Here is a 25,848-nt window from a genome sequence, read left to right as displayed (position 1 = left end):
GGCGCTCAATAGTGGGACGAGGTACCATTCTTTCGACGGTTCGCGGGTACCGGGCGCTCAATAGTGGGACGAGGTACCTTTCTTTCGCCGGTTCGCAGGTACCGGGCGCTCAATAGTGGGACGAGGTACCTTTCTTTCGACGGTAGGCGGGTACCGGGCGCTCATCAGTGGGACGAGGTACCATTCTTTCGGCGGTTGGCTGGTGCGGGGCGCTCAATAGTGGGACGAGGTACCTTACTTTCGGCGGTGGCGGGTACGGGGCGCTCAATAGTGGGACGAGGTACCTTTCTTTCGGCGGTTGGGGGGGGCGGGGCGCTCAATAGTGGGACAAGGTACCATTATTTTTCGATTTTCCAATGCAAAAAAACAAGGCTGCCTTTCAGGTCATTTATGACCTTGGAGACAGTCCCGTCTATTTCTGCATATCCCTTTAGAGACCCCTAGCTAAACAGCTCCGTCCAACGGGGAATCATCGCCGCTTGTCCGGCAAATCGCCCTTCCTCGTCGACCACGTTCCAAATAACAGTCTCCTCGATTCTAAACCTCCGGCCGGATAACGAGATCCGTACTCCGACATAACCGTTCGAAAAACCCTGCTCGCGGACTTCCATAAGCAGTCTGTCTCTGTCTTCTCTAAGCATCGGTTCGGCCGTCAGTCTGGACGGCATCGAAGTAAAAGCTTCCCAATCGGCCTCCCAAAGCTCCAGCGCCTTTTTGTTCCCATAATTCAGCACGGGGTCGGCCTCTGCGCCGTGAGATAAAAGCGCAAATGGCGCTCGATCCAGAGCGGCTGCAGAGCTTTCCCCCTGCTTAAGCTCAATCAGTTCCTTCCCGACCGCCCGGAGATAGCTGCTCAGCAGCAGTCGGCAATGAGATTCCAAATCAACCACGAACGTCCTCCCTATATTTCGCTAACGACTGTTCGTACGCCGAACGGGGCTTGAGCCCCACTTTTTTCTCCATTGGCTCGCCGTCCTTAAACAGAATGACGGTGGGCATTGAAAAAACGCCGTATGTCGAAGCGGTATGGGGTGATTGTTCCACATCGACCTTCAAGATGTCAATGTCGCCGCCGAATAAAGCGTCCAATTCGTCCATAATCGGCTCAAGAGCCTTGCACGGCGGACACCATTTGGCGCCGAAATCGACCAGCGTAATCCCTTCTCGCTTCACCTTCGAATCGAAATCTGCATCGGTTGCCAGAAGAACAGCCATCTGTCATGCCTCCTCTCTTGAAAAAGCCTGTTCGACGATTCGACGGATTTCCTCCGGAGAATCGCGGTGCTCGAACGTTTCGTGCAGCGCCGCCGCATATCGGAGAAGCTGCTTGCCCATGAACCGGATCGTCTCCGTCCCCCGCTCTGTCAACTGCAGCTCGGCCTCCTCCATTCTTTGTTTCAACAAAGCATGCCTTTCCGGTTGCTTCTCTGAGTCGATCCCTTGAATTGCTCTTTCCGCCAGTCGGTATTGAAAAATCCATTCTTGAATTTGTTTATCCATTCCAACGAGCTCCCCTTTCATTCGTTTTCCGCGCCGATCTTCTGCCGAAGCCTCAACGGATTTGTCACGACAATGAGCTTGCGTGACACTTCGACGAGCTCATCGCGTTGCCAGCTTTTCAAAATCCGATTGACCGCTTCCCTTGTCGTCGACAATTCGGCGGCCAGCTCCTCTTGGGAAAGTCGAGCGATCCAGCCCCCCGCCTCCAAAAAATCGCACAGCCGCTCCGCCAATCCCCGCGTGGCCATTTCGCTTAATCGGTCGGACAACGCCGCGTACAGCTCCTGAATTTGGTCGAACACATATACACCGAACGCATCGTACTTGCCAATCCAGCGATGAAGCCGCTCGCTCGTTAGGACGAGCGCTTCCGTACTCTCTTCGGCTTTCAAGAAGGGAGCCGCTTCCGCACCAATCCGTCCGATGCCCGATGCCATCAAAGAGAACAGCCCGCCTTCCCGAATACGGCAAACGGTCCATTCGCGTCCATTGGCATGGGAATGCGTTAGACGAAGACTTCCTTTTAGAACGATTAGCGCTCTCTGCTCCAACTCCTCGACGGGAAAAGGCGAGTCGTCCTTCTTCCATTCGCGCACCGGGCCAAGGTGCTTCCACTCGTCATCGTCGAAAGAATGAGCGAACCCGAACTTCCGCTTGAACTCCCGGAACTGCCCTTCCGTCAATCCAATCACCCGCCTCTTGCTTTCATTGTAACGGATTGCCTGCAAAACGGATGTGATGATGTCACGTAAACCGAAAAACGCTAAAACTTTAGTGAACCCGTCAATAGAAAATTTTAGGCTCCAATCTCTTGACGACAATCGTTTCTTTATGTTATTTATTAATAAATAAATCAATATTCAAGGGGATATCGCTCGCCATGACGCCTAGAGAAGACTCCACGATTAACCGCAAAGAGCAAATTCTGGACGCAGCGGCCGCTCTGTTTGCCGAATTTGGCTATTACAAAACGACGACCGCTGAAGTTGCCCGCGCAATCGGTGTAACTCAGCCCTATGTCTTTCACTTTTTCAAATCCAAGGAAGCCTTGTACCTTGCGGTTCTTGAACGCGCGTCCAGCCTGATCATGCAAGCATTCGCAACGGTCGATGCGCCGGCGGAGCTATTGTCGGAGCGTATGGGGCAGGCCTTCGTCGAGCTCCTCGACGACCACCGCAACGAAATCATGCTCGTCATGATGGCCTATGCGACACCCGAGCCCGCTATTCGTGAGTACACCCGCAGAGAATTCGACCTCGTATTCGAAAGAGTCAAGGAGCGTTTCGAAATAGCTGGCATAACCGAGCCCGAACGAAGCGCGCAACTCTTCTTTGGATATGGACTCATTATTTCGATGTCAGAGGCGTTGAATTTGCCGAAGCTTTGCCCATGGAACGAACGCAGAGGGAAAAAGTAAGATTGAAGCGGCATATGGCTTAGAAGCGACATAGACACTGGAGTGCGGCTTCCCGCCTCTGTTCGGCAAGGCTCGAATTCGCTGCTTTGCCCATTCTTTTCTCGTTATATTTATTTATCAATAAATAATTAAAAGGAGTGGTATTATGTTTACCGTATCTCGTGTTCGATTGCTAGTCGTTACCTGTACGGCTCTCTTCATGGCCATGCTTGACAATTTAGTGCTCGGTGTCGCGTTGCCCTCCATCCAAAAGTCGTTTGACGCGGGCATTTCCGACCTCGAGTGGTTCATGAACGCTTACACGCTTGCGTTCTCCGTTCTGCTCATACCGTTCAGCGTGTTTGGGGAACGATGGGGCCGCAAGCGCATGTTTCTCTCAGGCGTCGTTCTGTTCACCTTGGGCTCGGCACTGTCGGGACTAAGCGACAGTTCCATTCAGCTTATTCTGTCTCGTGCTCTGCAAGGCGTTGGCGGGGCGGCTATCGTGCCGCTTAGCCTAACCCTCGTAAACTCCGCTTTCCCTCCCGAAAAGAGAGCCGCCGCTCTCGGCATATGGTCGGGCATTTCCGGGCTCGGTTTATCCGTCGGACCGCTCGTAGGCGGTCTTATCGTCGAAGGCGCTCCCTGGCAGCTTATCTTTTGGGTGAATGTTCCGGTGGGAGTTCTCGCGTTCTTCCTTGGCCAAAAGTGGTTACACGAATCTCAAGGCAACAAAAGACCGCTCGATCCACTTGGAATCCTGCTGCTTGGTGTCGGCTTATTCGGCCTCGTCTTCGGTCTTGAGAGAGGAAATGCGGAAGGTTGGGATTCCTTCATTGTCATCGGTTCGTTGGCTGGCGGCGTGCTCCTGCTGCTTTGCTTCTATTTGTGGGAACGCGGACGCAAACAGCCCTTCGTCCGCTTCTCGTTCTTCCGCAACGGTAAATATTCAGCCTTAATATTCGCCGGCTTCTGGATGAACGCCGGCGTATTCGGAGCGATCTTCCTATTGACGTTATTCCTTCAGCAAGCTCAAGGATATTCCGCACTTGAAGCAGGCATAAGAGAGATGGCATGGACCGGCTGTACGATGATCGCGGCCCCTCTTGCCGGACTTGCGGTTAACCGATTCGGCACGAAATCGGTGCTATCAGTCGGACTTCTTTTGCAGACGCTTGCACTTCTCGGCTTCGGGCTGTTAATAGCTTCGATTGGCGTCGACTTTCCGTTCGGCTATCAAGCGCCTCTCATGATGATGGCCGGAGCCGGTATGGGCTTAAGCTTCACCCCGCTCTCGCACGGTATTCTCTCCTCCGTTCCCGAAACGTCCGCTGGGGAAGCCAGCGGTATGAGCAATGCAACGCGGGAGCTTGGCGGAGTATTCGGTATCGCCATCGGAGGATTGGTCTTTCAGACCGGTTCAGCGATCCGGACGCCAGCCGAGTTCGGAGACCATGTTGTTCCGGCGCTTCTGACAGGAGCAATAATGATCGGAATCGGACTTGTCAGCGTGCTTGCCTTCACAAGAGCTTCCAGCGGCAAAATCCCGCAAGCTGCCGTGGAAGGAGGATTATAGACAGGATAACCGTGTGATGAAAAAAGCCGGTCTCCATTTATTTGGCGGACCGGCTTCTTATTATTTACTTCCTGCGCACTTCAAGCGATCTATATCGCATTAGCAATAAAAAAACCTCTGGATCTTCATCCAAAGGTTGGTCTTATGTAGTGGTGCCGGTGAAGGGACTCGAACCCCCACTTCCTCTCAGAAAACGGATTTTGAGTCCGTCGCGTCTGCCATTCCGCCACACCGGCATATTCAATTGGCGCGCCCTAAGAGATTCGAACTCCTGGCCTTTTGATTCGTAGTCAAACGCTCTATCCAGCTGAGCTAAGGGCGCGTACTTAGAAAATCGTGGAGGCGCCACCCAGATTCGAACTGGGGGTAAAGCTTTTGCAGAGCTTTGCCTTACCACTTGGCTATGGCGCCATGAAATGAAATTGGAGCGGAAAACGGGGCTCGAACCCGCGACCTTCTCGTTGGCAACGAGATGCTCTACCACTGAGCTATTTCCGCGTATTAAATGGCTGGGGATCTAGGGATCGAACCTAGGAATGACGGAGTCAAAGTCCGTTGCCTTACCGCTTGGCTAATCCCCAACACTTAATTAAAGATGGGGCGATCGAGGGGAATTGAACCCCCGAATGTCGGATCCACAAACCGATGCGTTAACCACTTCGCCACGACCGCCATGGTTATGATAGTTCTTTGGCAGGGGTAGCAGGAATTGAACCCACACTAACGGTTTTGGAGACCGCTGTTCTACCCTTAAACTATACCCCTATAAAGTAAAACTGGTGGAGGATGATGGATTTGAACCACCGAACCCGAAGGAAGAGATTTACAGTCTCCCGCGTTTGGCCACTTCGCTAATCCTCCATGGCTAAAGAAAAAATGGTGCCGGCGAGAGGATTTGAACCCCCGACCTACTGATTACAAGTCAGTTGCTCTACCAACTGAGCTACACCGGCAAGGTGTTGGAAAGGATGTTAATGGTGGCTCGAGACGGAATCGAACCGCCGACACGAGGATTTTCAGTCCTCTGCTCTACCAGCTGAGCTATCGAGCCGTTAAAGAAAGTGGCGGAGCTGACGGGATTCGAACCCGCGATCTCCTGCGTGACAGGCAGGCATGTTAGGCCACTACACCACAGCTCCATGCTGTTAATTCGCACTCTTGTCAAGAGTGAATTGGTTGCGGGGCAGGATTTGAACCTGCGGCCTTCGGGTTATGAGCCCGACGAGCTACCGGGCTGCTCCACCCCGCGTCGTTGTAAGCATCTTCTCTCTTCAAGGCGACATCTCATATCATAACCTAAGTGTCTACCTTTTTGCAACCCCTAATTTTAAGGAATTTTTGAGAAGAAATGGTGACCCGTGGGGGAATCGAACCCCCGTTACCTCCGTGAAAGGGAGGTGTCTTAACCTCTTGACCAACGGGCCGTACAGAAAAATAGTGGCGGAGAGAGAGGGATTCGAACCCTCGAGACGCTTTTGGCGCCTACACGATTTCCAATCGTGCTCCTTCGACCAAACTCGGACACCTCTCCACATATGGCTCCCCGAACAGGACTCGAACCTGTGACAACTCGATTAACAGTCGAGTGCTCTACCAACTGAGCTATCAGGGAACGTTAAACAATTCAGAAAAGCAAAGCTTTTCGGCCTGGCGACGTCCTACTCTCCCAGGACCCTGCGGTCCAAGTACCATTGGCGCTGGAGGGCTTAACGGTCGTGTTCGGGATGGGTACGCGTGGAACCCCTCCGCAATCATCACCAGACCGATCGTGCGACGAAGTCGTCACAAGCCGCATGGCTGCAGGCTGTATAGCTGCGCTATACGTTGCAGTCGTGCGTTGTTTCAAGGCTTGCGCCCTGAAAACCGGATGCGAAAACGAAATGAGCGAGAAAACATCGTCTTACCTGTGCTTGTTAGGATAAGCCCTCGACCGATTAGTACTCGTCAGCTGCACACGTTGCCGCGCTTCCACCCCGAGCCTATCAACCTGGTGTTCTTCCAGGGGTCTTACATACTGGGAAATCTCATCTTGAGGCGGGCTTCGCGCTTAGATGCTTTCAGCGCTTATCCCTCCCGCGCTTGGCTACCCAGCGATGCTCCTGGCGGAACAACTGGTACACCAGCGGCGCGTCCATCCCGGTCCTCTCGTACTAAGGACAGCCCCTCTCAAATTTCCTACGCCCGCGACAGATAGGGACCGAACTGTCTCACGACGTTCTGAACCCAGCTCGCGTACCGCTTTAATGGGCGAACAGCCCAACCCTTGGGACCTACTTCAGCCCCAGGATGCGATGAGCCGACATCGAGGTGCCAAACCTCCCCGTCGATGTGGACTCTTGGGGGAGATAAGCCTGTTATCCCCAGGGTAGCTTTTATCCGTTGAGCGATGGCCCTTCCATTCGGTACCACCGGATCACTAAGCCCGACTTTCGTCCCTGCTCGACTTGTAGGTCTCGCAGTCAAGCTCCCTTATGCCTTTGCACTCTTCGCGCGATTTCCAACCGCGCTGAGGGAACCTTGGGGCGCCTCCGTTACTCTTTAGGAGGCGACCGCCCCAGTCAAACTGGCCGCCTGACACGGTCCCTCCACCCGATAAGGGTGGCAGGTTAGAACTCCGATACGATCAGGGTGGTATCCCAACGGCGCCTCCACCTAAGCTGGCGCTCAGGCTTCCAAGGCTCCCACCTATCCTGTACAGACCGTACCAAAGTTCAATATCAAGCTCCAGTAAAGCTCCATGGGTCTTTCCGTCACGTCGCGGGTAACCTGCATCTTCACAGGTACTAAAATTTCACCGGATCTCTCGTTGAGACAGCGCCCAAGATCGTTACGCCATTCGTGCGGGTCAGAATTTACCTGACAAGGAATTTCGCTACCTTAGGACCGTTATAGTTACGGCCGCCGTTTACTGGGGCTTCGGTTCACAGCTTCGGGTTACCCCTAACCGCTCCCCTTAACCTTCCAGCACCGGGCAGGCGTCAGCCCGTATACTTCGCCTTACGGCTTCGCACAGACCTGTGTTTTTGCTAAACAGTCGCTTGGGCCTCTTCACTGCGGCCCCCTCGTGCTATTCACACTACCGGGGCACCCCTTCTCCCGAAGTTACGGGTCATTTTGCCGAGTTCCTTAACGAGAGTTCTTCCGCGCGCCTTAGACTATTCATCTCGCCCACCTGTGTCGGTTTACGGTACGGGCACCTTCATCTGGCTAGAGGCTTTTCTTGGCAGCGTGAGCACGGGACCTTCGGTACTGCAATTTTCCCTCCCCATCACAGCTTGAGGTTACGTAGCACGGATTTGCCTATGCTACCCTCTTGCTGCTTGGACGAGCTCTTCCATCCGCTCGCGTCCTTGCCCTCCTGCGTCCCCCCATCGCTCGTAACGATTTACGGTGGTACAGGAATTTCAACCTGTTGTCCTTCGACTACGCCTTTCGGCCTCGCCTTAGGTCCCGACTTACCCTGGGCGGACGAACCTTCCCCAGGAACCCTTAGGCTTTCGGCGGATCAGATTCTCACTGATCTTTTCGTTACTCATACCGGCATTCTCACTTCTATGCAGTCCACCAGTCCTTACGGTCTGACTTCAACCCGCATACAACGCTCCCCTACCCAAGCATACTAAGTATGCATGCCATAGCTTCGGTGGTGTGTTTAGCCCCGTTACATTTTCGGCGCAGAGTCACTCGACCAGTGAGCTATTACGCACTCTTTAAATGGTGGCTGCTTCTAAGCCAACATCCTGGTTGTCTTCGCAACTCCACATCCTTTCCCACTTAACACACACTTGGGGACCTTAGCTGATGATCTGGGCTCTTTCCCTCTTGACGACGGATCTTAGCACTCGCCGTCTGACTCCCGAGTATACATACATGGCATTCGGAGTTTGACTGGACTTGGTAACCCTTGGCGGGCCCCGCACCCAATCAGTGCTCTACCTCCATGATGCTTAACCTCGAGGCTAGCCCTAAAGCTATTTCGGGGAGAACCAGCTATCTCCGAGTTCGATTGGAATTTCTCCCCTACCCCCACGTCATCCCAGAGCTTTTCAACGCTCACGAGTTCGGGCCTCCAGTGCGTGTTACCGCACCTTCACCCTGCACAGGGGTAGATCACACGGTTTCGGGTCTACGACCACGTACTTATTCGCCCTATTCAGACTTGGTTTCCCTTCGGCTCCGCCTCTTCAGCTTAACCTTGCACGTGAACGTAACTCGCCGGTTCATTCTACAAAAGGCACGCCATCACCCCTAGATCGGGCTCTGACTTCTTGTAAGCGCACGGTTTCAGGTTCTTTTTCACTCCGCTCCCGCGGTGCTTTTCACCTTTCCCTCACGGTACTGGTTCACTATCGGTCGCCAGGGAGTATTTAGCCTTGGCAGATGGTCCTGCCGGATTCCCACGGGTTTCTCGTGTCCCGCGGTACTCGGGATCCGTCTCGGAGGGAGCAGACTTTCGACTACAGGGTTGTTACCTTCTTTGACGGGACTTTCCAGTCCTCTTCGTCTACCCTGCTCCTTTGTAACTCCATGTGAGACGTCCCACAACCCCTAAGAGCAAGCTCTTAGGTTTGGGCTAATCCGCTTTCGCTCGCCGCTACTGACGGAATCACTCTTGTTTTCTTCTCCTCCGGGTACTTAGATGTTTCAGTTCCCCGGGTATGCCTCCAATGACCTATGTATTCAGTCAAGGGTAACTGCGCATTACCGCAGCTGGGTTTCCCCATTCGGAAATCCCCGGATCAAAGCCCACTTACGGCTCCCCGAGGCATATCGCTGTTCGTCGCGTCCTTCTTCGGCTCCTGGCGCCTAGGCATCCTCCGTGCGCCCTTATTAGCTTAACCTGTTGCAACTGTTAGCGTTAGCCAAAGGCTAATGCTCCGTTGTCAACTTCTTGATTCACAACTTCCGTTGCAAACCAACAGCAAGTAAGGCGAATGATGTCTTTCGCGCATTTCGTTTTCGCTATCCGGTTTTCAAGGTACAAGATGATACCTAATTGAAGGAATTAATCCTTCAAAACTGAACTCGAGCGCAATACGGATTGCCACCTCGCTGACGCGAGCTGTGGACTTTCATAGCCCTTGCGGGCTCCTTAGAAAGGAGGTGATCCAGCCGCACCTTCCGATACGGCTACCTTGTTACGACTTCACCCCAATCATCTACCCCACCTTCGGCGGCTGGCTCCCTTGCGGGTTACCCCACCGACTTCGGGTGTTGTAAACTCTCGTGGTGTGACGGGCGGTGTGTACAAGACCCGGGAACGTATTCACCGCGGCATGCTGATCCGCGATTACTAGCAATTCCGACTTCATGCAGGCGAGTTGCAGCCTACAATCCGAACTGAGACCGGCTTTGCTGGGATTGGCTCCGGATCGCTCCTTCGCAGCCCGTTGTACCGGCCATTGTAGTACGTGTGTAGCCCAGGTCATAAGGGGCATGATGATTTGACGTCATCCCCGCCTTCCTCCGGTTTGTCACCGGCAGTCAACCTAGAGTGCCCACCTTAACGTGCTGGCAACTAAGTTCAAGGGTTGCGCTCGTTGCGGGACTTAACCCAACATCTCACGACACGAGCTGACGACAACCATGCACCACCTGTCTCCTCTGTCCCGAAGGAAAGGTACATCTCTGTACCGGTCAGAGGGATGTCAAGACCTGGTAAGGTTCTTCGCGTTGCTTCGAATTAAACCACATACTCCACTGCTTGTGCGGGTCCCCGTCAATTCCTTTGAGTTTCAGTCTTGCGACCGTACTCCCCAGGCGGAGTGCTTAATGTGTTAACTTCGGCACCGAGGGGTGGACCCCCCCAACACCTAGCACTCATCGTTTACGGCGTGGACTACCAGGGTATCTAATCCTGTTTGCTCCCCACGCTTTCGCGCCTCAGCGTCAGTTACAGTCCAGAGAGCCGCCTTCGCCACTGGTGTTCCTCCACATCTCTACGCATTTCACCGCTACACGTGGAATTCCGCTCTCCTCTTCTGCACTCAAGTCTCCCAGTTTCCAGTGCATCACGGGGTTGAGCCCCGCACTTAGACACCAGACTTAAAAGACCGCCTGCGCGCGCTTTACGCCCAATAATTCCGGACAACGCTTGCCCCCTACGTATTACCGCGGCTGCTGGCACGTAGTTAGCCGGGGCTTTCTTCTCAGGTACCGTCATCGAATGTGCAGTTAACACACCCTTATTCTTCCCTGGCAACAGAGCTTTACGACCCGAAAGCCTTCCTCACTCACGCGGCGTTGCTCCATCAGGCTTGCGCCCATTGTGGAAGATTCCCTACTGCTGCCTCCCGTAGGAGTCTGGGCCGTGTCTCAGTCCCAGTGTGGCCGTTCACCCTCTCAGGTCGGCTACGCATCGTCGCCTTGGTGAGCCGTTACCCCACCAACTAGCTAATGCGCCGCAGGCCCATCCCTAAACCACAGATTGCTCCGTGTTTCCCAAGCCCGTCATGCGACAGGCTTGCGTATCCGGTCTTAGCATTCGTTTCCGAATGTTATCCCGGTCTTAGGGCAGGTTGCCTACGTGTTACTCACCCGTCCGCCGCTAACCTTATCGGGAGCAAGCTCCCTCCAAGATCCGCTCGACTTGCATGTATTAGGCACGCCGCCAGCGTTCGTCCTGAGCCAGGATCAAACTCTCCATTAAAGTGTTACACTTTATTGAAGAACCTCGATGGCTCTTTCAAAGCTGGTCTTACTTTTTGGTCCTTCCGACTCGGCCTAAGCCTCGTCTTCGGGGATCCGTATTACGCTCGATGTTCAGTTTTCAAGGAGCAATCGCTTGGCTTCTCAGCCTCGCTTTTTGTTGCCTGCCGCCCTGACGGCGACTTTTATAATGTATCACATCCGAACCGATTAATGCAAGGTTTATTTTTTCCCAGAACCTTTTTTTTCTCGGCCGGTCTTGCTTCCGCCTCACTCGTTTCGAAGCGGCGAGTAATAACTTATCACAGATCGACAAGGCTCGTCAACACTAAATCGCAATTAATCTTAAAATAAATCGGGAATTAGCCTTTTGCGTGATGTGCCGTATATAGAAGCTTCAATATTCCGGCTCCTCGCTCGCGATTAGGCTGGGCTATTTCCCGAACCAAGCCGCGCATGACGAGCTTCTGAAGAAGCAACGAAAAATCGATCGGCAGCCCCTTCAATTGAGGGTGAAGCTGAAGGGCGGAAACCGTCCATGGCTCATCGCGGCTGGACAATACCCGCAGAATTAACGCGCAAGACGACTTCATTTGGGTCAATACGGAAAATTCGCACGCCAATAGCAGCAGCTGCACTCTCTTTTCAACTGTCTCGACGCTTGTCGTAAGCTCTTCGTAAAGCTTATAGATGCCCGGATTAACCCGCCGCATCTGCTCCCATACCGTCAGCTCGGGATGCATCCCCTTCTCTACCAAGGCGATATGCGCCCAGCAATGAAGAGAATCGAGTATGTTGCTGTAAGCATCCAGAATTTGTCCGTCCTTCAAATCCTGATTGGCTTGAAGATAGGTTCGGATAAATCGTGAAAATTCACAGAGCAGCTTCTGCTCGCGCAAAAGCGCAGGCCAATCGTTCAGCCGAGCCTGCAAATCTTTCAAATACCCGTCCCGGTCGTACAAGATTTCGCCCCCGACCAGCCATGGAATGACGCTGCGGTGATCGCCTCCCACAACCCATCGCTCCAGCCTTTCCGGAGTAATCCGCCTAACCTGGACACGCTCGTCTTGTACCATCCAATGCTCCGTCTCCAGTTCCGCGGGCGCCGTCTTGCAAATGACGAGCACGAGCTTGTCCATTCCGTCGATGAGAGTCTGGAAGGAAAACGGATTCGTAATCAACAACAAGGCTACCGTATTTTCATCGTCTCGAAAGAGATCGGTATACGGCAAATGCTTCTTATCCATTCCAATCACCGCTTTTACCGCTCGTTCGGCGGGAATCCCGCAGCTGTTTCTAGTTGGCCTGACCGCCGAATTTGAGCTATAATGAAAGTCGCAAATACGTAGTTCTACAACACCCCTCCGGTTTCCTGCATGCCGGAACGAACAATGACGGGAGCAACTTACGATGAAATGGAAAGCCAGTAAAATATCGACGCTGCGCACTTGGGCGCTGCTGCTTACTTTGGTCGGAATGGGACTGATGGTGTTCGGAACCGGCGGCATTCTGCTGTTCGGAGGAGTCGTCGGCAAAATTATCGCGGGCATCTTCATGGTGTTCGGTATGATCAGCTGTTTTGCCAGCATGGCTATTTATTTCTGGGTCGGCATGCTGTCGACGAGCGCCCCCGTTCTCGATTGTCCGGAATGCGGAAAAAGAACGAAAATGCTTGGAACGACGGATCGGTGCATGTACTGCCATACGATTTTGACGGTGGACCCGACGCACGCTCCGACGCTCGGAGACGACGAACGGACGGCCGCCGCACCCGCGGCGGAATAAAAAAAAGCGGTTCGAGGCGTTTTGACGCCAGAACCGCTTTTTTTATTGTTTGCCGCTTTGCAGATGCTTGTCCAATAAAGCCCAAATGTCCTCCGAAGCAAAAGATCGGCTCCAGCTTGCGATGCCGGCCAGGTTATATTTTTTGACCAATTCGGCTCGGGCTTGAATGGACTTGTCGTCCTCGAGCCATATTTTTTTGACGACGTCCTTATCTTTATATTCCACGTAATGCTGTCCGGTTTCTTCGTCTACCGTCGGCGTAAGCTTCTTGCTCTTGATCGTCTTGGCAATCGCATCCATTCCATACGCCTTGGAAGAAACCTTCACTCCGCCTTGCCCGTCCGGCGTCTCCGTCCATTCTCGCGCATAGAAGGGGATACCCAAAATCAGCTTCTCGGAAGGCACGTCCTCCTCCTCGAGCAATCGTTTCACCGAGTTCTCCGCCCAAGGAAGCGAAGATACCGAGCCGGCCACCGGACTCGACGCCCAATGCTCGTCGTAAGCCATCAGCATCATAAAGTCAACGACTTGCCCGAGCCTGGCCCGATCCAGGAACAACGACCACATTTCGCTCGAAGATTTGGGCGTGACGTCGATGGACACGACAAGACCTTGCTCGTGCAAAATCGGCGTCATTTCGCGAACGAATTGAACGAGATTGTCCTTGTCGCTAGTCTTCACGTTCTCGAAATCGATATTGATTCCCTGCAGTCGAAACGTCTTGGCGTAAGCCGACAATTGCTGAATCATTCGAAAACGGCTTTCATAGGAAGCGAGCGCCTGCGTCGTCCTGTCCGGATCGAAGCTGTTGTTGAACAACCCCCATACTTGAATGCCTTTGGCTCTCGCCCAAGCCGAATACCCCGCGTCGGCTTTGCTGCGGATCGTTCCCGTCCCGTCCAAAAGCTCGAACCAGGTCGGACTTACGACATTGACCCCCTTCAGCTCCCCAATCTCCTTCGTATCCGGCTGTACGCTATAGATGGCTTCCCAGGTTAAATTGATTCGCTGTCCTTCGGTTTTCCAAGCTACGAACGGCTTATCTTGGTCGTTCTTGCCTGCGGAAGACACTTTCTCCGCTTCCAGCGGTTCGACGTCTTTGGGAGAAACAAAGCCGATCTGGCCTGACTTCGCTTGCACCCGATACCAGCCGTTATCCTCGTCTTTGCTCTCGCTCCATGCTCTCAAAGCTGCACCCGGCTCCAAATCCTCTACGATCGGATAGGACTTGTCCGGACCGCTTCGCAGCTTGGCGCCCTTCTTCTTCCCCTCTTTCACGCTCACACGGGGAATGGTCGAATCAGGCATGAGCAGCGTTACGATACCGGTACCGTCTTCCACCTCCGAGCGAACTCCGAACAACTCCTTCAGAGGAGCGAGCGGCAAATACAGCTTGCCGTCCACTTTCTCAGCGGAAAAACGAAGCGTGAAAGGCTTTCTGTTCAACGTGGCGTCCAAATCGCCGGTCTTAAAATGCAACACTCCCGTATCCGTAGTCAATATGATCGATTCCGTGCCGGATTCGTAGCGCACTCCGTCTCCCAACAGCTTCTGCGCAACCTCGAGCGGAAGGCGAATGCCTTCTCCGTCGCCCCGCGCGTAAGCGCCGGTCCATTCTCCTCGAATCATAATTGCTGACGGTTTCGAACGGTAGTCGGGAGTCGTATGCTCACTGTTCGGAAGATTGGCTGACAGCCACCACGCTGCTCCCGCTGCCATTACGAATAACAAAAACATCAGAGCTATCCAAGGTCCCAGCCTACGGCGGCGTCGGCGGGGATCTGTCAATCTGGTCGAGTTCAATCCTTCACTCTCCTATGCTGATTTCAACTTGTTGGACGATCCTGCTTGTCGAATAGTTGCAAGGGCCGCCTGATTTCCCCCGTATATAACAGGAGCGCGCGAAGGCTATTAGACCCCGCGCGCTCTTGAATTAAATAGTCGATGTTAAGACAGCTTGCCGACGCATGCCGGACAATGCCCGTAAAATTCCATGCGGTGACCGTGGATTCGAAATCCTGTCGCCGCGGCGGCGGATTCTTCCATTTGCTTGACCGGAGGATGCTCGAAATCGACCATCGTGCCGCAGCCGGAGCAAATTACATGATAATGATCGGACAAATCCGCGTCAAACCGGCTTGAATCGTCCCCGTACGTCAGTTCACGGACAAGTCCCGCGTCCACGAACAGCTTCAGGTTGTTGTAGACAGTAGCTACGCTTAAGCTCGGATACTCCGGAGCAAGCGATCGGTAGATCTCGTCAGCTGTCGGATGCGAATACGATTCCATCAAATACTTCAGGATAGCGTAACGCTGGGGAGTCATTCGGACACCGCCGGATTTGAGCTGGTCCACGGCATGCTCTACCTGGGAATCCATGCTCATCACAGCCTTTCATGCTTGTTTAGAATTATTTTACGTTTGTTGTCTCGGCCTTGTCAATGGAAGAAAGCACCCTGACTGCCCGGGCGCTCTCTCGTTTGTCGTCTGCGTCATTCTTTCTTGCCGTTGTCCGCCCATTTGTGCACGAGCCAGAGGACGAGACCGACGCCGATTAGCACCACGGCCGTTATAAGAGTACCCGACGAATGAATAACGTTGCGGCTCCAATCCGAGCCGACGGTAACAACAATGGCCGCAAGCACGACGACGATCAGAACGACGCTGGCCGCAGGTACGCTCTGCCCGGCTCCTTCATGCGCGGGAGGCATGCCGTTCCATCCTTCCTGCGAAGGAAACCCCGGCCGCCGCGCGATTCTTTCGTTGACGAAGTCGGTGCTTTGCAGCGAATCGAACAGACTGTAAAAATAAATGATAGGAAGCAGCAGGCTAAGAAGTACGACGGAAAGATCGTTCTTCCCTTCCGTAGCCATGTAGTATATAGCACAAATATCAAACACTAAAAGCAGCATCATGATGATGCCTTTTACCATTAATCCCAAATACATATGGCCCGTGCCCGGAACGAAAAACGAAAAGATACCGGCCGCCCACTTGCTTTTTCTGCCCGCCACAGGCTCTTGCATAGCCCTAATCCTCCTCCATTATTCCGCCGATACGGAGACGACTCCTTGAACCTGCCGCAAATAGTCGGCAACGGAAAGCAGTTGATCCGCCTTCGGGAGAGTAACTTTTAATTGAACATGTCTTGCCGCGATGCTATCGGAATCGTGGTCCGAGTCGGACAGCCGGATTTTCACAATCTTGATCCCATGATCCGCCAGAAGCTGCTGCAAGCTCTCCAAAGCGGGCGCCTGCGATTCCAGCACCAGCGACAGAGTCGCTTCTACCCGTTGGCGAACGAATCGCTTCTCGACGATGTTCAAGCCCCATAAGGTCAAGAGAACAAGCACGGCCGCGACACCTGCCGGCACGTAAAAGCCCGCTCCGACGCTAAGACCCATAGCCATAACGACCCACAGCGAAGCCGCCGTCGTGAGCCCGCTGATGGAACGCCCGGTGATGACGATCGTTCCAGCGCCCAGGAACCCGATGCCGGTAATGACTTGCGCTGCCAGACGCGCAGGGTCGAGCCTTACGTTCGCTTCGTCCGCGAAATCGGCGAACCCATACATCGAGAGGATCATGATGAGACACGATCCCAAGCAGACGAGAATGTGCGTACGCAGGCCCGCCGCATGATTTTTACGCTCCCGTTCCAATCCGATCAGACCGCCGATCAGTACGGAAAGCATCAACCGCAGCACCATATCCAAGTTGCTAATCATCCAAGGGTCGCGCATGCCTGTCTTCATCCCCGATCGATTTGTATTCATATTAGCATGACGGAAAATTAGCCGACAACGGCTCTTCGGCGGGGTCGGAGCCTAGTCCGAGGTCGTGGAAGAAGAAGCTCGCACGAAGCGGATCATGGCGACTCCCGGCAACGGATGGTAAGTCTCCGATCGATAAAATCCATATCGCTCGTAGAGCCGGATAGCGGGAATGTTGCGGGCTTCCGCAGTCACCTCGTAGACGCTCTGCTTGGCCTGCCGGGGCGATTGCCCATGAAACAATACGTGCTCAAGCAGCCTGCTTCCGATCCGCTGGCGGAACCGATCGGGCCGAACCATGACACGACAAATGACAATCCGGCCATTCGAACCGGAAGACGTCGATAAAGCGCCTGTCAGTTCGCCATCCGAAGCGTCTATCATGCCATAGAAGGTTTCGCGGGACGTTTGCAAATCCTTCACCGTATCCTTAAGAGGCGGCAAATCCGGCACTCCTATTAGCTTGGCCTCTTCCCGGTATGCGGCATGCTGCAGCGACCACAGCTCCTCCGCGATGTCCGGATCGCTCATATCCAAAAGGACGATGCTTGGCATCCTTGTCGCTTCCCCCTTCCCTCTTGCTCCCGAACGCCGCGGAACGAAGAAACGACAAATCCGCTTGCTCGCGGATCTGTCGTTGTCCTCTTGCTTGTTCGCTATGCTTTAAGCCGATCCATGAGCAGCTTATTAACGAGCCCGGGATTCGCTTTTCCCTTCGTTTCCTTCATGATCTGACCGACAAGGAAGCCGATCGCCTTGTCTTTGCCGCCCCGGAAATCCTCGACCGATTGCGGGTTGGCCGCGATGATCGCATCGACGACGGCAATAATGGCTCCTTCGTCGCTAATTTGCACGAGCCCTTCGGCTTCGACGATTTGCTGCGGGGAACGACCGGTTTCGATCATGCCCTTGAAGACGGTTTTGGCGATTTTGTTGCTGATCGTTCCTTTTTCGATGAGCTGGATCATTTCCCCAAGCCCTTGGCCTGTAATCTTGACGTCCTGAAGCTCCAGACCGTTGGAATTCAAGTAACCGAGCAATTCGCCCATGATCCAGTTGGCCGACGCCTTGGCATCGGACGTGTATTTCAAGCTGTCCTCGAAAAAATCAGCCAGCTTCATGGAAGCGGTCAGAACGCCCGCATCGTAGGACGACAACCCGTATTCGGCGACATAGCGCGCCTGACGAGCGTCCGGCAGCTCGGGAATCGACGCTTTCACGCGCGCTTTCCATTCCGCGTCGATATGCAGACGTACAAGATCCGGGTCGGGGAAGTAGCGGTAATCGTGAGCTTCTTCCTTGCTGCGCATGCTGATCGTTTTCCCTTGTCCCTCGTCCCATCGGCGCGTCTCCTGAACGACGCGGCCTCCGCTGTCGAGAACGTCAGCCTGACGGAGCTCCTCGTGCTCGAGACCGCGCTGCACGCCTCGGAACGAGTTCATGTTCTTCAGCTCCGTCCGTGTGCCGAATTCCTTCTGGCCGCGAGGACGAATGCTAATGTTCGCGTCGCAGCGGAGAGAGCCTTCCTCCATTTTCACGTCGGACACGTCGCAGTATTGCATGATCGCTTTGAGCTTCTCCAGATAAGCCTTCGCTTCCTCTGGAGAACGGATATCCGGCTCCGATACGATCTCGACAAGGGGCGTGCCGACGCGGTTGAAATCGGCGAGCGAGCCGTAGCCCCCCTCGATATGGGTCAGCTTGCCGGCATCCTCTTCCAGATGAAGGCGAGTTACGCCGATCCGCTTCGTGACGCCGTTCACTTCGATATCAATCCAGCCGTTCTGGCCGATCGGCTGATCGTATTGAGAAATTTGGTACGCCTTCGGCGAATCGGGATAAAAATAGTTTTTGCGATCGAACTTGCACCATTCCGCGATTTCGCAGTTGATAGCCATTGCCGCTTTCATAGCATATTCCACCGCTTGGCGGTTCAATACCGGCAGGACGCCGGGATGTCCGAGGCAAACCGGACACGTATGCGTATTGGGAGGTGCGCCGAAAGAGGTCGAGCAGCCGCAAAATATTTTCGATTGCGTGTGCAGCTCGACGTGCACTTCCAGGCCGACGACCGTTTCGTATTTGTTCATCGTAGACATGTTGTCGGTTCCCCCTTAAGCCAGCGCCGGCCGCGATTTGTGATGTTCGGTTTGACCTTCGTACGCGTGCGCGGCGCGAAGCACCGTCGCTTCGTCGAAGGGCTTGCCGATAATTTGCAGGCCGACGGGAAGACCGTCCGCCAAGCCGCAAGGCACGCTGACAGCCGGAACCCCCGCCAGGCTGACCGGAATTGTGACGATATCGTTCAAATACATCGTGAGCGGATCGTCCACCTGTTCGCCGAGCTTGAAAGCCGGCGTCGGGGCTGTCGGCCCGATGATCAGGTCGAATTTCTCGAACGCCTGGTCGAAATCGCGTTTGATCAGCGTACGAACCTGCTGCGCTTTTTTGTAGTAGGCGTCGTAATAGCCGGAGCTAAGCGCGTAAGTGCCTAGCATAATCCGCCGCTTCACCTCCGAACCGAAGCCTTCGCTGCGCGAACGGCGGTACAGATCCATCAGGTTGGCGGGATTGTCCGCCCGAACGCCGTAACGGACACCGTCAAAGCGGGCCAGGTTCGAGGATGCCTCGGACGAGGCGAGCAAATAATAAGTAGCGACGGCATATTCCGTGTGCGGCAGAGAGATTTCTTCCCACACGGCTCCCATCGATTCGAACACCTTCAGCGCCTCAAGCACCCGCTCCTTCACTTGCGGATCGATGCCTTGGCCGATATATTCCTTCGGTACGCCGATGCGCAAGCCCTTCACGTCCCCGGTAAGAGAGGAGACGTAATCCGGAATGCTCACGTTCGCGGACGTCGAATCCTTGGCATCGTGACCCGCAATCGCTTGCAGGACGTAAGCCGAGTCTTCAACGTTCTTGGTAATCGGGCCGATCTGATCGAGCGACGAAGCAAACGCCACGAGGCCGAAACGGGACACGAGGCCATAGGTCGGCTTGAGGCCGACGACGCCGCAGTAGGCCGCAGGCTGGCGAATCGATCCGCCGGTATCCGAGCCGAGCGCGAAATAAACTTGCCCGGCAGCGACCGCAGCCGCGGAGCCGCCGCTTGAGCCTCCCGGTACGCGGGTCGTATCCCAAGGGTTGCGAACCGGACCGTAAGACGAGTTCTCGTTGGAGCCGCCCATGGCGAATTCGTCCATATTCAGCTTGCCGACCGTGACCGATTGCGCGGAACGAAGCTTATGGATAACCTCGGCATCGTAAATCGGCGTGAAATTGTCCAAAAATTGGCTAGCGCAAGTCGTGCGCAGCCCTTCCGTCACGATATTGTCCTTGATGCCGGCCGGAAGGCCGAACAACAAGCCGCGCTCTTCGCCGGAAGCCAGAGCGGCGTCCAGCTTTTTCGCTTGGGCGCGAGCGCCCTCTTCGTCCAGCGTCAAAAAAGCGCCGAGCGCCGAGTCCGTCGCCGAAATGCGCGCTAAGGAAGCTTCGACGAGCTCCGAGACGGAAAGCTCTTTATTGTTCAATCGGTTATGTACGTCAGAAATTCGCGAGTCGAAAAGCGACAAAACAGGTTCCTCCTCTTTACTCCAGCACAGCCGGCACTTTGAATTGTCCTTCTTCTTCCTCCGGAGCGTTCGCCATGACTTTCTCGATCGGCCAAGACGGGGCGGCTACGTCCTCCCTCATCACATTGGCGAGCGGAAGCACGTGGCTCGTAGGCTCGACGCCTTCCGTATCAAGCTCGTTCAATTTCTCCGCATACTTCAAAATCGCGTTCAATTGGCCGGCGAACTGTTCCTTTTCCGAATCGGACAGCTCAAGCCGAGCCAAATTCGCGACATGCTCGACGTCTTTGACGGTAATGCTCATCGCCTGCGCTCCTCCCTCATACGTCAACATATTTTAATTCCTTATTATATAAGACAAGCTCTGCGAACTCAATGACGGGAAAGTCGTTACATATCGTCGGAAAACGGGTAATACTATGGTGAAATGGAACCGGCGCGGCAGCCGGGCGATTCCCTCCTTCAAAGGATGGGCAAGCGTACGGACAAGGAGGTACGATCATGAAAATTGCGTCACCGCCTAGATTATTGCGTCGAACGGCTCCGCTTCGGGACTCCGGACTGGTCGAGTTCGCAGCGGAGGATATGGACGCTTACCCGATTCTGCACGATACCGTTCGGGAATTCGCCGGCGAGAACACGCCGGCCGACCAAACCATCTATCGGTACGCCAGCTACCGCGAGCTGCTTGGCCTGTTGAGCAGATTACAAAATCGGATGCGCGCAGAAGAGGCCAATGCCATACGATGCCGCTTCAAGCAAACGGACGGCAAACCGGGCGGCAGCTCTTCGGCATCGAGCGCGGAAGGAAGTTCCGAGTCTTTTTCATCCGAGTGGGAATGGTTGTCGGGGCTGTTCGGTTCGGTTGGCGGACGAAGCGTCTCCGATTACATTCTGCATCGCCATTTTACGACCTATTTGCAGCCTGTCGTGCAGCCGGACGGAACGATCGCAGGCTACGAATGTTTGCTCCGTCCGCTTCCCGAACAGCAACCTTTTCGGCCGGCCGAGCTATTCGAGACGGCTAGAAGCATCGGGCAGCATTCCTTTCTCGATCGGGAAGCCCGCGAAGCGGCCGTCAATTTCAGCGCCTCTCACCTGCCCCAGGGAATGAAACGATTCATTAACTTCTTGCCTTCGTCTCTCATTTCGCCGGATCGCTGCCTGAACGGCACTTTCGAAACGATTCGCAGCTCCGGGACCGACCCTCGCGATCTAGTGTTCGAGGTAGTCGAAACGGAAAGACTGGATCATCCCGAATTAAGCCGGATATTCAATCTTTGCCGCGAGCAGGGCGTATTGCTGGCGCTCGACGATGTCGGCGACGGATATGCTACCTTGGAGACGGTCGAGCGCCTTAAACCCGATTACGTGAAAATGGACCGTCAATGGGTGAGCGGCTGCGATCGGGATCCGGTCAAGCAAGCTTACATTAAAAAGCTGCTTGACCGGGCATCCCGATATCATGGCGTCGTGCTGGCGGAAGGAGTCGAACGCGAAGAAGAATGGCGCTATTTGCGAGAAGCCGGCGTTCCGCTGTACCAAGGCTATTTGTTCGGCAAAGCCGCCCCCGTTCCTCTATAAGCCAATGGAAAAGGGCTGTTCGCAACGGAATCGTCATGCCGGATTCCGATTGTCGAACAGCCCTATCCTATTGCGCGAGAAGCTTGCTTATATCCAAGCCTTCAAGTTGACTTGTCGGATGAACTCTTCTCGGCTAAGCACTTCCTTGCCGCTCTCTTCCGGTTCGGCGGCTTCCTCGCCGTTCATGATCCGGCGGAACAGCTCCTCGTTGCGGGTAGCGAGCGCGAAATCGATAAGCGCTTCTCTCTCGATGCGCTCCGCTTCCTGTCCGAACAAAGTCTCTTCCAGCTCCACGTCGGACGCGGGAACGTAATATTGACGATTCGCCTTCGGTACGCGAATGATATAATCGAACGCACTGTCGTTATTGCGATCGTAGGCAATGAGATACCCGTACTCCTCAAGCGGCAGGTTCTGCTCGAACCGGTCTCCGACTATGATGATTTTATCCCCGAGCTTCAACATAGCGTTGTACCTCCCCCGATATGACGTGGTAATAGTTCTATCCTACTAGAATTGTAGTTATTGTTCACGGTCGAGTCAAACTACTTATTTTCTTGGATTCTTTTATTCACGATCAAGCTAAATATTCACGTTAAATCATGGTCGACGTGATTTTTTTGTGAGAAATCTATTGTTCATCGAATAAGAGCATACATTCCCATTATAATATCAAAGGGGGTGTCACATGACCGAATCCGAATTAATGCAAATCCGCAAGTTTGTACATTTGACTTGTCTCATTAAAGTAGCAATCAATACAATCAACGACTTAAGCGAATCGCGTATATCGTTTAAAAGCATGCCGATCTCTATCACCAAATTGTTTGGCAAGCGAATAAGGAACGATCTTAAGGAGTTACAGAAGGAAATGCGCGCTAACGTAGTCCATGCTTGGTTAGAAGATAACGGCGAGGATGTTGTATATGTGCACACATCGATAAAGGGAGTAAACGGCCGGCACGGAATCAAGCGTAAGATACTTAATGAGGACTTACAGGATAAGATCGAGGATTATGCTAATCAGTTCGGGAAGATGAGCATTGATTCTCCTTATGTGCTTGATCCTGGAGGTTGTCCATAAAAAGCCCCCGTTAAGGGACGTGTTCTTCATTTTATTTATAATTAGCGATTTTTCGATTAAGAAGAAAATTATACCACCCATGCAGAAATAGGGGTATAATGTCGAATCGAGGTGATATTTTTGAAATTTTTATTAAAAGCTTTGACCGCTGGAATGCTATCTCTAATGTTATGGGAAGTTATTTCAAGAGTAGCGTTTTACAGTTCTCCTGCCACGCACGATGATCCGATTCTAGGCAGGATTTTGAGTAAAGGGATCCGTATATCAGGAGAAGAAGGATACTCGATCACAAAATTTAATAGTTTGGGAATGCGCAACGTAGAACTTCATCAGAAAAATGGAAACATGCGCTATTTAGTACTTGGAGACTCATATACCGAAGGACTTCAAGTTAGTGATAAGCAATTATTCAGCAGCTTACTCGATAATAAAAGTAAAACTATTGATGTTATTAATGCCGGAAGGAGCGGCGCTTCTCCTGCAACTTACATACAACTAGCATCATATTATAAGAAAGAAATTGATCCAGACTTTACGATTATTCAATTGAATCAAGATGATTTTTATGGTGATGCATTTAATAAAAATAGCGATTTTTACGTTGAGAAATACCAAGGGCAATACCGCGCCTTAAAGAATGAACATCTTAGTAGAAGTAACATAATCGCCGAAAAGATACCTCAACTAAATTTCATTTCTGAAATCTCCGTTGTCAGAAAAGCGTTCATTAATTTGCAGAACCTTATCCAAAGTTCTCCACCTAAGGATAAAATACAGACATTTGATCATGAAGCTGCATCTTGGATGTTAGAACAAATGAAGCAATCTTATACCAATGTTGTCGTTTTATATATACCTACAATTGATTACTACCATTATGAAAACGATAATTCGTTAGAAGATTACCTTGAAACAAAGTCATCAGAAATCGGATTAGACTTTATCAATATGAGGCTGCCTTTCATAGAAAGTTTTCAGAAAACACAACAACCAGCTCACGGCTTTAACAATACTGTCCCCGGAACCGGACACATAAATAAGATTGGTCATAAATTAATCGCTGATGAACTGAATAAATACTTCAAGCAGGTGTCCAGATGATATTCTCAAGCATAGAATACATAGTATTTTTATGTGTCGTCATTCTTTCAATAGCTCTACTTAAAACAAATCAATTGAAAAAAATTTTCCTATTAGTCGCTAGTTATTTCTTCTATGCCTGGTGGGATTGGAGATTTACAGCTTTAATGTTTCTATTATCTTTTGTTAACTATCAAATTGCCATCCAGATAGAACGAACATCAACCCGCAAAAAGTACTGGCTAATCATTTCAGTTGTCTTTAACTTAGTAATACTTGGGTTCTTCAAATACTTTAATTTTTTCATTGATTCAGCAAACCAATTGTTAAATGAATTTGGGACGAGTTTACCACTGTTATCTATTATCCTACCTGTAGGTATTTCTTTTATTACTTTTGAAGTAATGAGTTATGTTATTGACGTATACAGAGGCGAAAATAAATCATCTAAATCGTTTATCGATCTAGCGTTATTAGTATCATTTTTCCCGCATCTCATTGCAGGGCCTATATTAAAACCAAAGCATTTTTTGCCACAACTAAAGGAAGAAATAAAAATCAGGGCTTCAAATATCATTACTGGATCTCAAATTTTTATTTTTGGATTGATCAAAAAGTTGTTGATAGCGGATAGGCTTGCATATTTTGTTGATCCCGTGTTTGCAAATCCTCAGCAGTATAGTTCTTCTACGGTATGGTTAGCAGTGATCGCATACGCTATTCAAATATATTGCGACTTCTCAGGTTATAGCGATATGGCGATTGGGTCGGCTAAAATGCTAGGATTCGATATTCCCAAAAACTTCAACCTTCCATATCTATCGCGGAATGTGACGGAATTTTGGAGGCGTTGGCATATCTCCCTCTCTTCTTGGTTAAGAGAGTACCTATATTTTTCTTTGGGTGGGAATAGAAAAGGTAAAGCAATGACATATATTAACCTCATCATTGTGATGGTTTTAGGTGGTTTATGGCACGGGGCTAGTTGGAATTTTGTTATATGGGGAATGCTCCACGGTATAGGGCTAGTTGTACATAAGTTATTTATGAAAATAAAATTTGAACGATCTTATATCGCCTATTCATTTTTTTCATGGCTAATTACATTTTTATTTATATGTATAACGTGGGTGTTCTTTCGATCATCTGACTTTTCAGTATCAAGTCAGATTATAAACAAGCTTCTTTTTGTTAGCTCTGGTGGAACAATATGGTATGCAACTTCATTGATTGCAATAATACCTATCGTTATTGCAGCGCACTTCATTGGGAAGAAAATCAATAATTATCTCGTCGTAGATATATTTTCGTTCAAGGGTTTGTTCTTACTTTCTTTCGTGATAGTTGGCATTGTGATTCTTCTCCCAGGCAACTCAAGCCCATTCATCTACTTCCAATTCTAATTATAAATGCGCGGCGGATATTCCGGCACACACCGGGTCCGTCGCGCATTTAGATTAACGCTTTACACTTTTGCGGTTTTTCGCGAGTTCACTTTACACGGAAAATGTAAAGTGATTTGGTTGCAAAAATTACGTCCATTTTGCTGATTAGTTGCAAAAGCATAACGAGGTCTATTTTAGGAATCCCAATCGCCTAAACTCAGGCTCAAGTTTTAGGAGTTGCTGGAGTGCCCCAGTTTTTTCGCCATCTGTGGAAGGAGAATTGTCGGGTTTCAGTCCTTTGGATAGACGCTGTAAATAAAGCACATGATTTGCCCTTCGATAGGCCACTTCTTCTTTCTTCTGCGCTGATTCATTATAGGCTAGTTCCTGTTCTGCTGTCATTGTCCTCCCTAATCTTGTCCATATCCGTACATGGACATGCTGTCTTCATGACTTGGTTAT

General features: G+C 52.0%; 22 protein-coding genes, 15 tRNA genes and 3 rRNA genes. 7 read left to right on the top strand and 33 right to left on the bottom strand.

All coding sequences use genetic code 11. From position 1 onward, the window contains the following. Positions 1 to 440 precede the first annotated feature (440 nt). From D3H35_RS18650 to D3H35_RS18635, 4 genes are read right to left on the bottom strand one after another with little or no spacing between them, the layout of a single operon-like run. Positions 441 to 890, bottom strand: a complete 450-nt coding sequence (locus D3H35_RS18650; protein WP_233567990.1) for an MEKHLA domain-containing protein — start codon at positions 888 to 890, stop codon at positions 441 to 443. After that, on the bottom strand, positions 883 to 1,215 hold the full coding sequence (locus D3H35_RS18645; protein ID WP_119150711.1) for a thioredoxin family protein: 333 nt from the start codon (positions 1,213 to 1,215) through the stop codon (positions 883 to 885). Before D3H35_RS18645 ends, D3H35_RS18650 begins: the two co-directional genes overlap by 8 nt. A gap of 3 nt (positions 1,216 to 1,218) precedes the next feature. Then, a complete protein-coding gene (locus D3H35_RS18640) occupies positions 1,219 to 1,500 on the bottom strand; it encodes a hypothetical protein (protein ID WP_147355890.1) in 282 nt (93 codons plus the stop codon). A 17-nt stretch (positions 1,501 to 1,517) separates the two neighbouring features. Then, positions 1,518 to 2,183: a Crp/Fnr family transcriptional regulator gene (locus tag D3H35_RS18635; RefSeq protein ID WP_119150709.1), complete on the bottom strand. Its 666-nt coding sequence runs from the start codon at positions 2,181 to 2,183 to the stop codon at positions 1,518 to 1,520. A gap of 197 nt (positions 2,184 to 2,380) precedes the next feature. On the opposite strand from D3H35_RS18635, the gene D3H35_RS18630 reads away from it, so the two are divergent. Beyond that, complete coding sequence (locus tag D3H35_RS18630) at positions 2,381 to 2,917, top strand: TetR/AcrR family transcriptional regulator (protein ID WP_119150708.1); 537 nt, start codon at positions 2,381 to 2,383, stop codon at positions 2,915 to 2,917. 145 nt (positions 2,918 to 3,062) lie between these two features. Next, a complete protein-coding gene (locus D3H35_RS18625) occupies positions 3,063 to 4,472 on the top strand; it encodes an MFS transporter (RefSeq protein WP_119150707.1) in 1,410 nt (469 codons plus the stop codon). A 150-nt stretch (positions 4,473 to 4,622) separates the two neighbouring features. Here the strand turns inward: D3H35_RS18625 and D3H35_RS18620 are convergent. From D3H35_RS18620 to D3H35_RS18530, 19 genes are all read right to left on the bottom strand, one after another. Then, positions 4,623 to 4,708 (bottom strand) — tRNA-Leu (locus tag D3H35_RS18620). Positions 4,709 to 4,717: 9 nt separating this feature from the next. After that, positions 4,718 to 4,794: transfer RNA gene (locus tag D3H35_RS18615), tRNA-Arg, on the bottom strand. Positions 4,795 to 4,809: 15 nt separating this feature from the next. Next, positions 4,810 to 4,883, bottom strand: a tRNA-Cys gene (locus D3H35_RS18610). Between the two features lie 12 nt (positions 4,884 to 4,895). Further along, positions 4,896 to 4,970, bottom strand: a tRNA-Gly gene (locus tag D3H35_RS18605). An 8-nt stretch (positions 4,971 to 4,978) separates the two neighbouring features. Continuing rightward, positions 4,979 to 5,053 (bottom strand) — tRNA-Gln (locus D3H35_RS18600). A gap of 15 nt (positions 5,054 to 5,068) precedes the next feature. Beyond that, positions 5,069 to 5,144 (bottom strand) — tRNA-His (locus D3H35_RS18595). 19 nt (positions 5,145 to 5,163) lie between these two features. After that, positions 5,164 to 5,237 (bottom strand) — tRNA-Trp (locus tag D3H35_RS18590). A gap of 12 nt (positions 5,238 to 5,249) precedes the next feature. Then, positions 5,250 to 5,333 (bottom strand) — tRNA-Tyr (locus D3H35_RS18585). Between the two features lie 16 nt (positions 5,334 to 5,349). Continuing rightward, a tRNA-Thr gene (locus D3H35_RS18580) sits at positions 5,350 to 5,425 on the bottom strand. Between the two features lie 22 nt (positions 5,426 to 5,447). Next, positions 5,448 to 5,523, bottom strand: a tRNA-Phe gene (locus D3H35_RS18575). 11 nt (positions 5,524 to 5,534) lie between these two features. Continuing rightward, positions 5,535 to 5,611, bottom strand: a tRNA-Asp gene (locus tag D3H35_RS18570). 34 nt (positions 5,612 to 5,645) lie between these two features. Then, a tRNA-Met gene (locus D3H35_RS18565) sits at positions 5,646 to 5,721 on the bottom strand. Between the two features lie 100 nt (positions 5,722 to 5,821). Continuing rightward, a tRNA-Glu gene (locus D3H35_RS18560) sits at positions 5,822 to 5,896 on the bottom strand. Between the two features lie 14 nt (positions 5,897 to 5,910). Further along, positions 5,911 to 6,003: transfer RNA gene (locus D3H35_RS18555), tRNA-Ser, on the bottom strand. A 5-nt stretch (positions 6,004 to 6,008) separates the two neighbouring features. Next, a tRNA-Asn gene (locus D3H35_RS18550) sits at positions 6,009 to 6,084 on the bottom strand. 33 nt (positions 6,085 to 6,117) lie between these two features. Then, positions 6,118 to 6,234: ribosomal RNA gene (gene rrf, locus D3H35_RS18545) — 5S ribosomal RNA — on the bottom strand. A 152-nt stretch (positions 6,235 to 6,386) separates the two neighbouring features. Beyond that, positions 6,387 to 9,313: ribosomal RNA gene (locus D3H35_RS18540) — 23S ribosomal RNA — on the bottom strand. Between the two features lie 255 nt (positions 9,314 to 9,568). Next, a 16S ribosomal RNA gene (locus D3H35_RS18535) occupies positions 9,569 to 11,121 on the bottom strand. Together the 16S, 23S and 5S rRNA genes with 15 tRNA genes alongside form the textbook arrangement of a ribosomal RNA operon. A 361-nt stretch (positions 11,122 to 11,482) precedes the next feature. Further along, positions 11,483 to 12,367, bottom strand: coding sequence for a nucleotidyltransferase-like protein (locus tag D3H35_RS18530; protein WP_119150706.1), 885 nt, complete (start codon positions 12,365 to 12,367; stop codon positions 11,483 to 11,485). 163 nt (positions 12,368 to 12,530) lie between these two features. Here D3H35_RS18530 and D3H35_RS18525 point away from each other — a divergent pair, with 163 nt between their 5' ends. Further along, positions 12,531 to 12,905 (top strand): DUF2614 family zinc ribbon-containing protein, encoded by a 375-nt coding sequence (locus D3H35_RS18525; RefSeq protein WP_119150705.1) that lies wholly within the window; start codon positions 12,531 to 12,533, stop codon positions 12,903 to 12,905. 42 nt (positions 12,906 to 12,947) lie between these two features. On the opposite strand, the gene D3H35_RS18520 is transcribed toward D3H35_RS18525, so the two are convergent. The 8 genes from D3H35_RS18520 to gatC all read right to left on the bottom strand — a co-directional run bounded on the left by D3H35_RS18520 (position 12,948) and on the right by gatC (position 20,557). Continuing rightward, entirely contained in the window at positions 12,948 to 14,642 is a 1,695-nt protein-coding gene (locus D3H35_RS18520; RefSeq protein ID WP_119150704.1) for a glycosyl hydrolase family 18 protein, read from the bottom strand. A gap of 210 nt (positions 14,643 to 14,852) precedes the next feature. Next, positions 14,853 to 15,284, bottom strand: a complete 432-nt coding sequence (locus D3H35_RS18515; RefSeq protein WP_119150703.1) for a Fur family transcriptional regulator — start codon at positions 15,282 to 15,284, stop codon at positions 14,853 to 14,855. A 113-nt stretch (positions 15,285 to 15,397) separates the two neighbouring features. Then, entirely contained in the window at positions 15,398 to 15,931 is a 534-nt protein-coding gene (locus tag D3H35_RS18510) for a TM2 domain-containing protein (RefSeq protein ID WP_119150702.1), read from the bottom strand. A gap of 18 nt (positions 15,932 to 15,949) precedes the next feature. Continuing rightward, positions 15,950 to 16,648 carry an MgtC/SapB family protein gene (locus D3H35_RS18505; protein WP_119150701.1) on the bottom strand — a complete coding sequence of 233 codons (699 nt, stop codon included), beginning with the start codon at positions 16,646 to 16,648 and terminating at the stop codon, positions 15,950 to 15,952. An 84-nt stretch (positions 16,649 to 16,732) separates the two neighbouring features. Continuing rightward, positions 16,733 to 17,233, bottom strand: coding sequence for a GNAT family N-acetyltransferase (locus D3H35_RS18500; RefSeq protein ID WP_119150700.1), 501 nt, complete (start codon positions 17,231 to 17,233; stop codon positions 16,733 to 16,735). Positions 17,234 to 17,334: 101 nt separating this feature from the next. After that, positions 17,335 to 18,777 carry an Asp-tRNA(Asn)/Glu-tRNA(Gln) amidotransferase subunit GatB gene (gatB, locus tag D3H35_RS18495; RefSeq protein ID WP_119150699.1) on the bottom strand — a complete coding sequence of 481 codons (1,443 nt, stop codon included), beginning with the start codon at positions 18,775 to 18,777 and terminating at the stop codon, positions 17,335 to 17,337. Between the two features lie 15 nt (positions 18,778 to 18,792). Beyond that, a complete protein-coding gene (gene gatA, locus D3H35_RS18490; protein WP_119150698.1) occupies positions 18,793 to 20,253 on the bottom strand; it encodes an Asp-tRNA(Asn)/Glu-tRNA(Gln) amidotransferase subunit GatA in 1,461 nt (486 codons plus the stop codon). Positions 20,254 to 20,269: 16 nt separating this feature from the next. Then, a complete protein-coding gene (gene gatC / locus D3H35_RS18485) occupies positions 20,270 to 20,557 on the bottom strand; it encodes an Asp-tRNA(Asn)/Glu-tRNA(Gln) amidotransferase subunit GatC (RefSeq protein ID WP_119150697.1) in 288 nt (95 codons plus the stop codon). A 197-nt stretch (positions 20,558 to 20,754) separates the two neighbouring features. Between gatC and D3H35_RS18480 the strand changes: the two genes are divergently transcribed. Then, positions 20,755 to 21,837: an EAL domain-containing protein gene (locus D3H35_RS18480; RefSeq protein WP_119150696.1), complete on the top strand. Its 1,083-nt coding sequence runs from the start codon at positions 20,755 to 20,757 to the stop codon at positions 21,835 to 21,837. An 87-nt stretch (positions 21,838 to 21,924) separates the two neighbouring features. On the opposite strand, the gene D3H35_RS18475 is transcribed toward D3H35_RS18480, so the two are convergent. Further along, positions 21,925 to 22,302: an ATPase gene (locus D3H35_RS18475; RefSeq protein WP_119150695.1), complete on the bottom strand. Its 378-nt coding sequence runs from the start codon at positions 22,300 to 22,302 to the stop codon at positions 21,925 to 21,927. Between the two features lie 223 nt (positions 22,303 to 22,525). Between D3H35_RS18475 and D3H35_RS18470 the strand changes: the two genes are divergently transcribed. From D3H35_RS18470 to D3H35_RS18460, 3 genes are all read left to right on the top strand, one after another. Continuing rightward, complete coding sequence (locus D3H35_RS18470) at positions 22,526 to 22,921, top strand: hypothetical protein (protein WP_119150694.1); 396 nt, start codon at positions 22,526 to 22,528, stop codon at positions 22,919 to 22,921. A 120-nt stretch (positions 22,922 to 23,041) separates the two neighbouring features. Next, positions 23,042 to 24,022 (top strand): SGNH/GDSL hydrolase family protein, encoded by a 981-nt coding sequence (locus D3H35_RS18465; RefSeq protein ID WP_119150693.1) that lies wholly within the window; start codon positions 23,042 to 23,044, stop codon positions 24,020 to 24,022. After that, complete coding sequence (locus D3H35_RS18460) at positions 24,019 to 25,404, top strand: MBOAT family O-acyltransferase (RefSeq protein ID WP_119150692.1); 1,386 nt, start codon at positions 24,019 to 24,021, stop codon at positions 25,402 to 25,404. The genes D3H35_RS18465 and D3H35_RS18460 overlap by 4 nt, the downstream gene beginning before the upstream one ends. A 171-nt stretch (positions 25,405 to 25,575) precedes the next feature. Here the strand turns inward: D3H35_RS18460 and D3H35_RS18455 are convergent, their stop codons facing one another. Then, positions 25,576 to 25,788, bottom strand: a complete 213-nt coding sequence (locus D3H35_RS18455; protein WP_119150691.1) for a hypothetical protein — start codon at positions 25,786 to 25,788, stop codon at positions 25,576 to 25,578. Positions 25,789 to 25,848 lie beyond the last annotated feature (60 nt).

It is taken from the genome of Cohnella faecalis (genome assembly GCF_003570905.1).
Lineage (GTDB): Bacteria > Bacillota > Bacilli > Paenibacillales > Paenibacillaceae > Cohnella > Cohnella faecalis.
The sequence above is the reverse complement of the archived record's forward strand: the minus strand, read 5'-3'. Positions and strand labels throughout refer to the sequence as shown.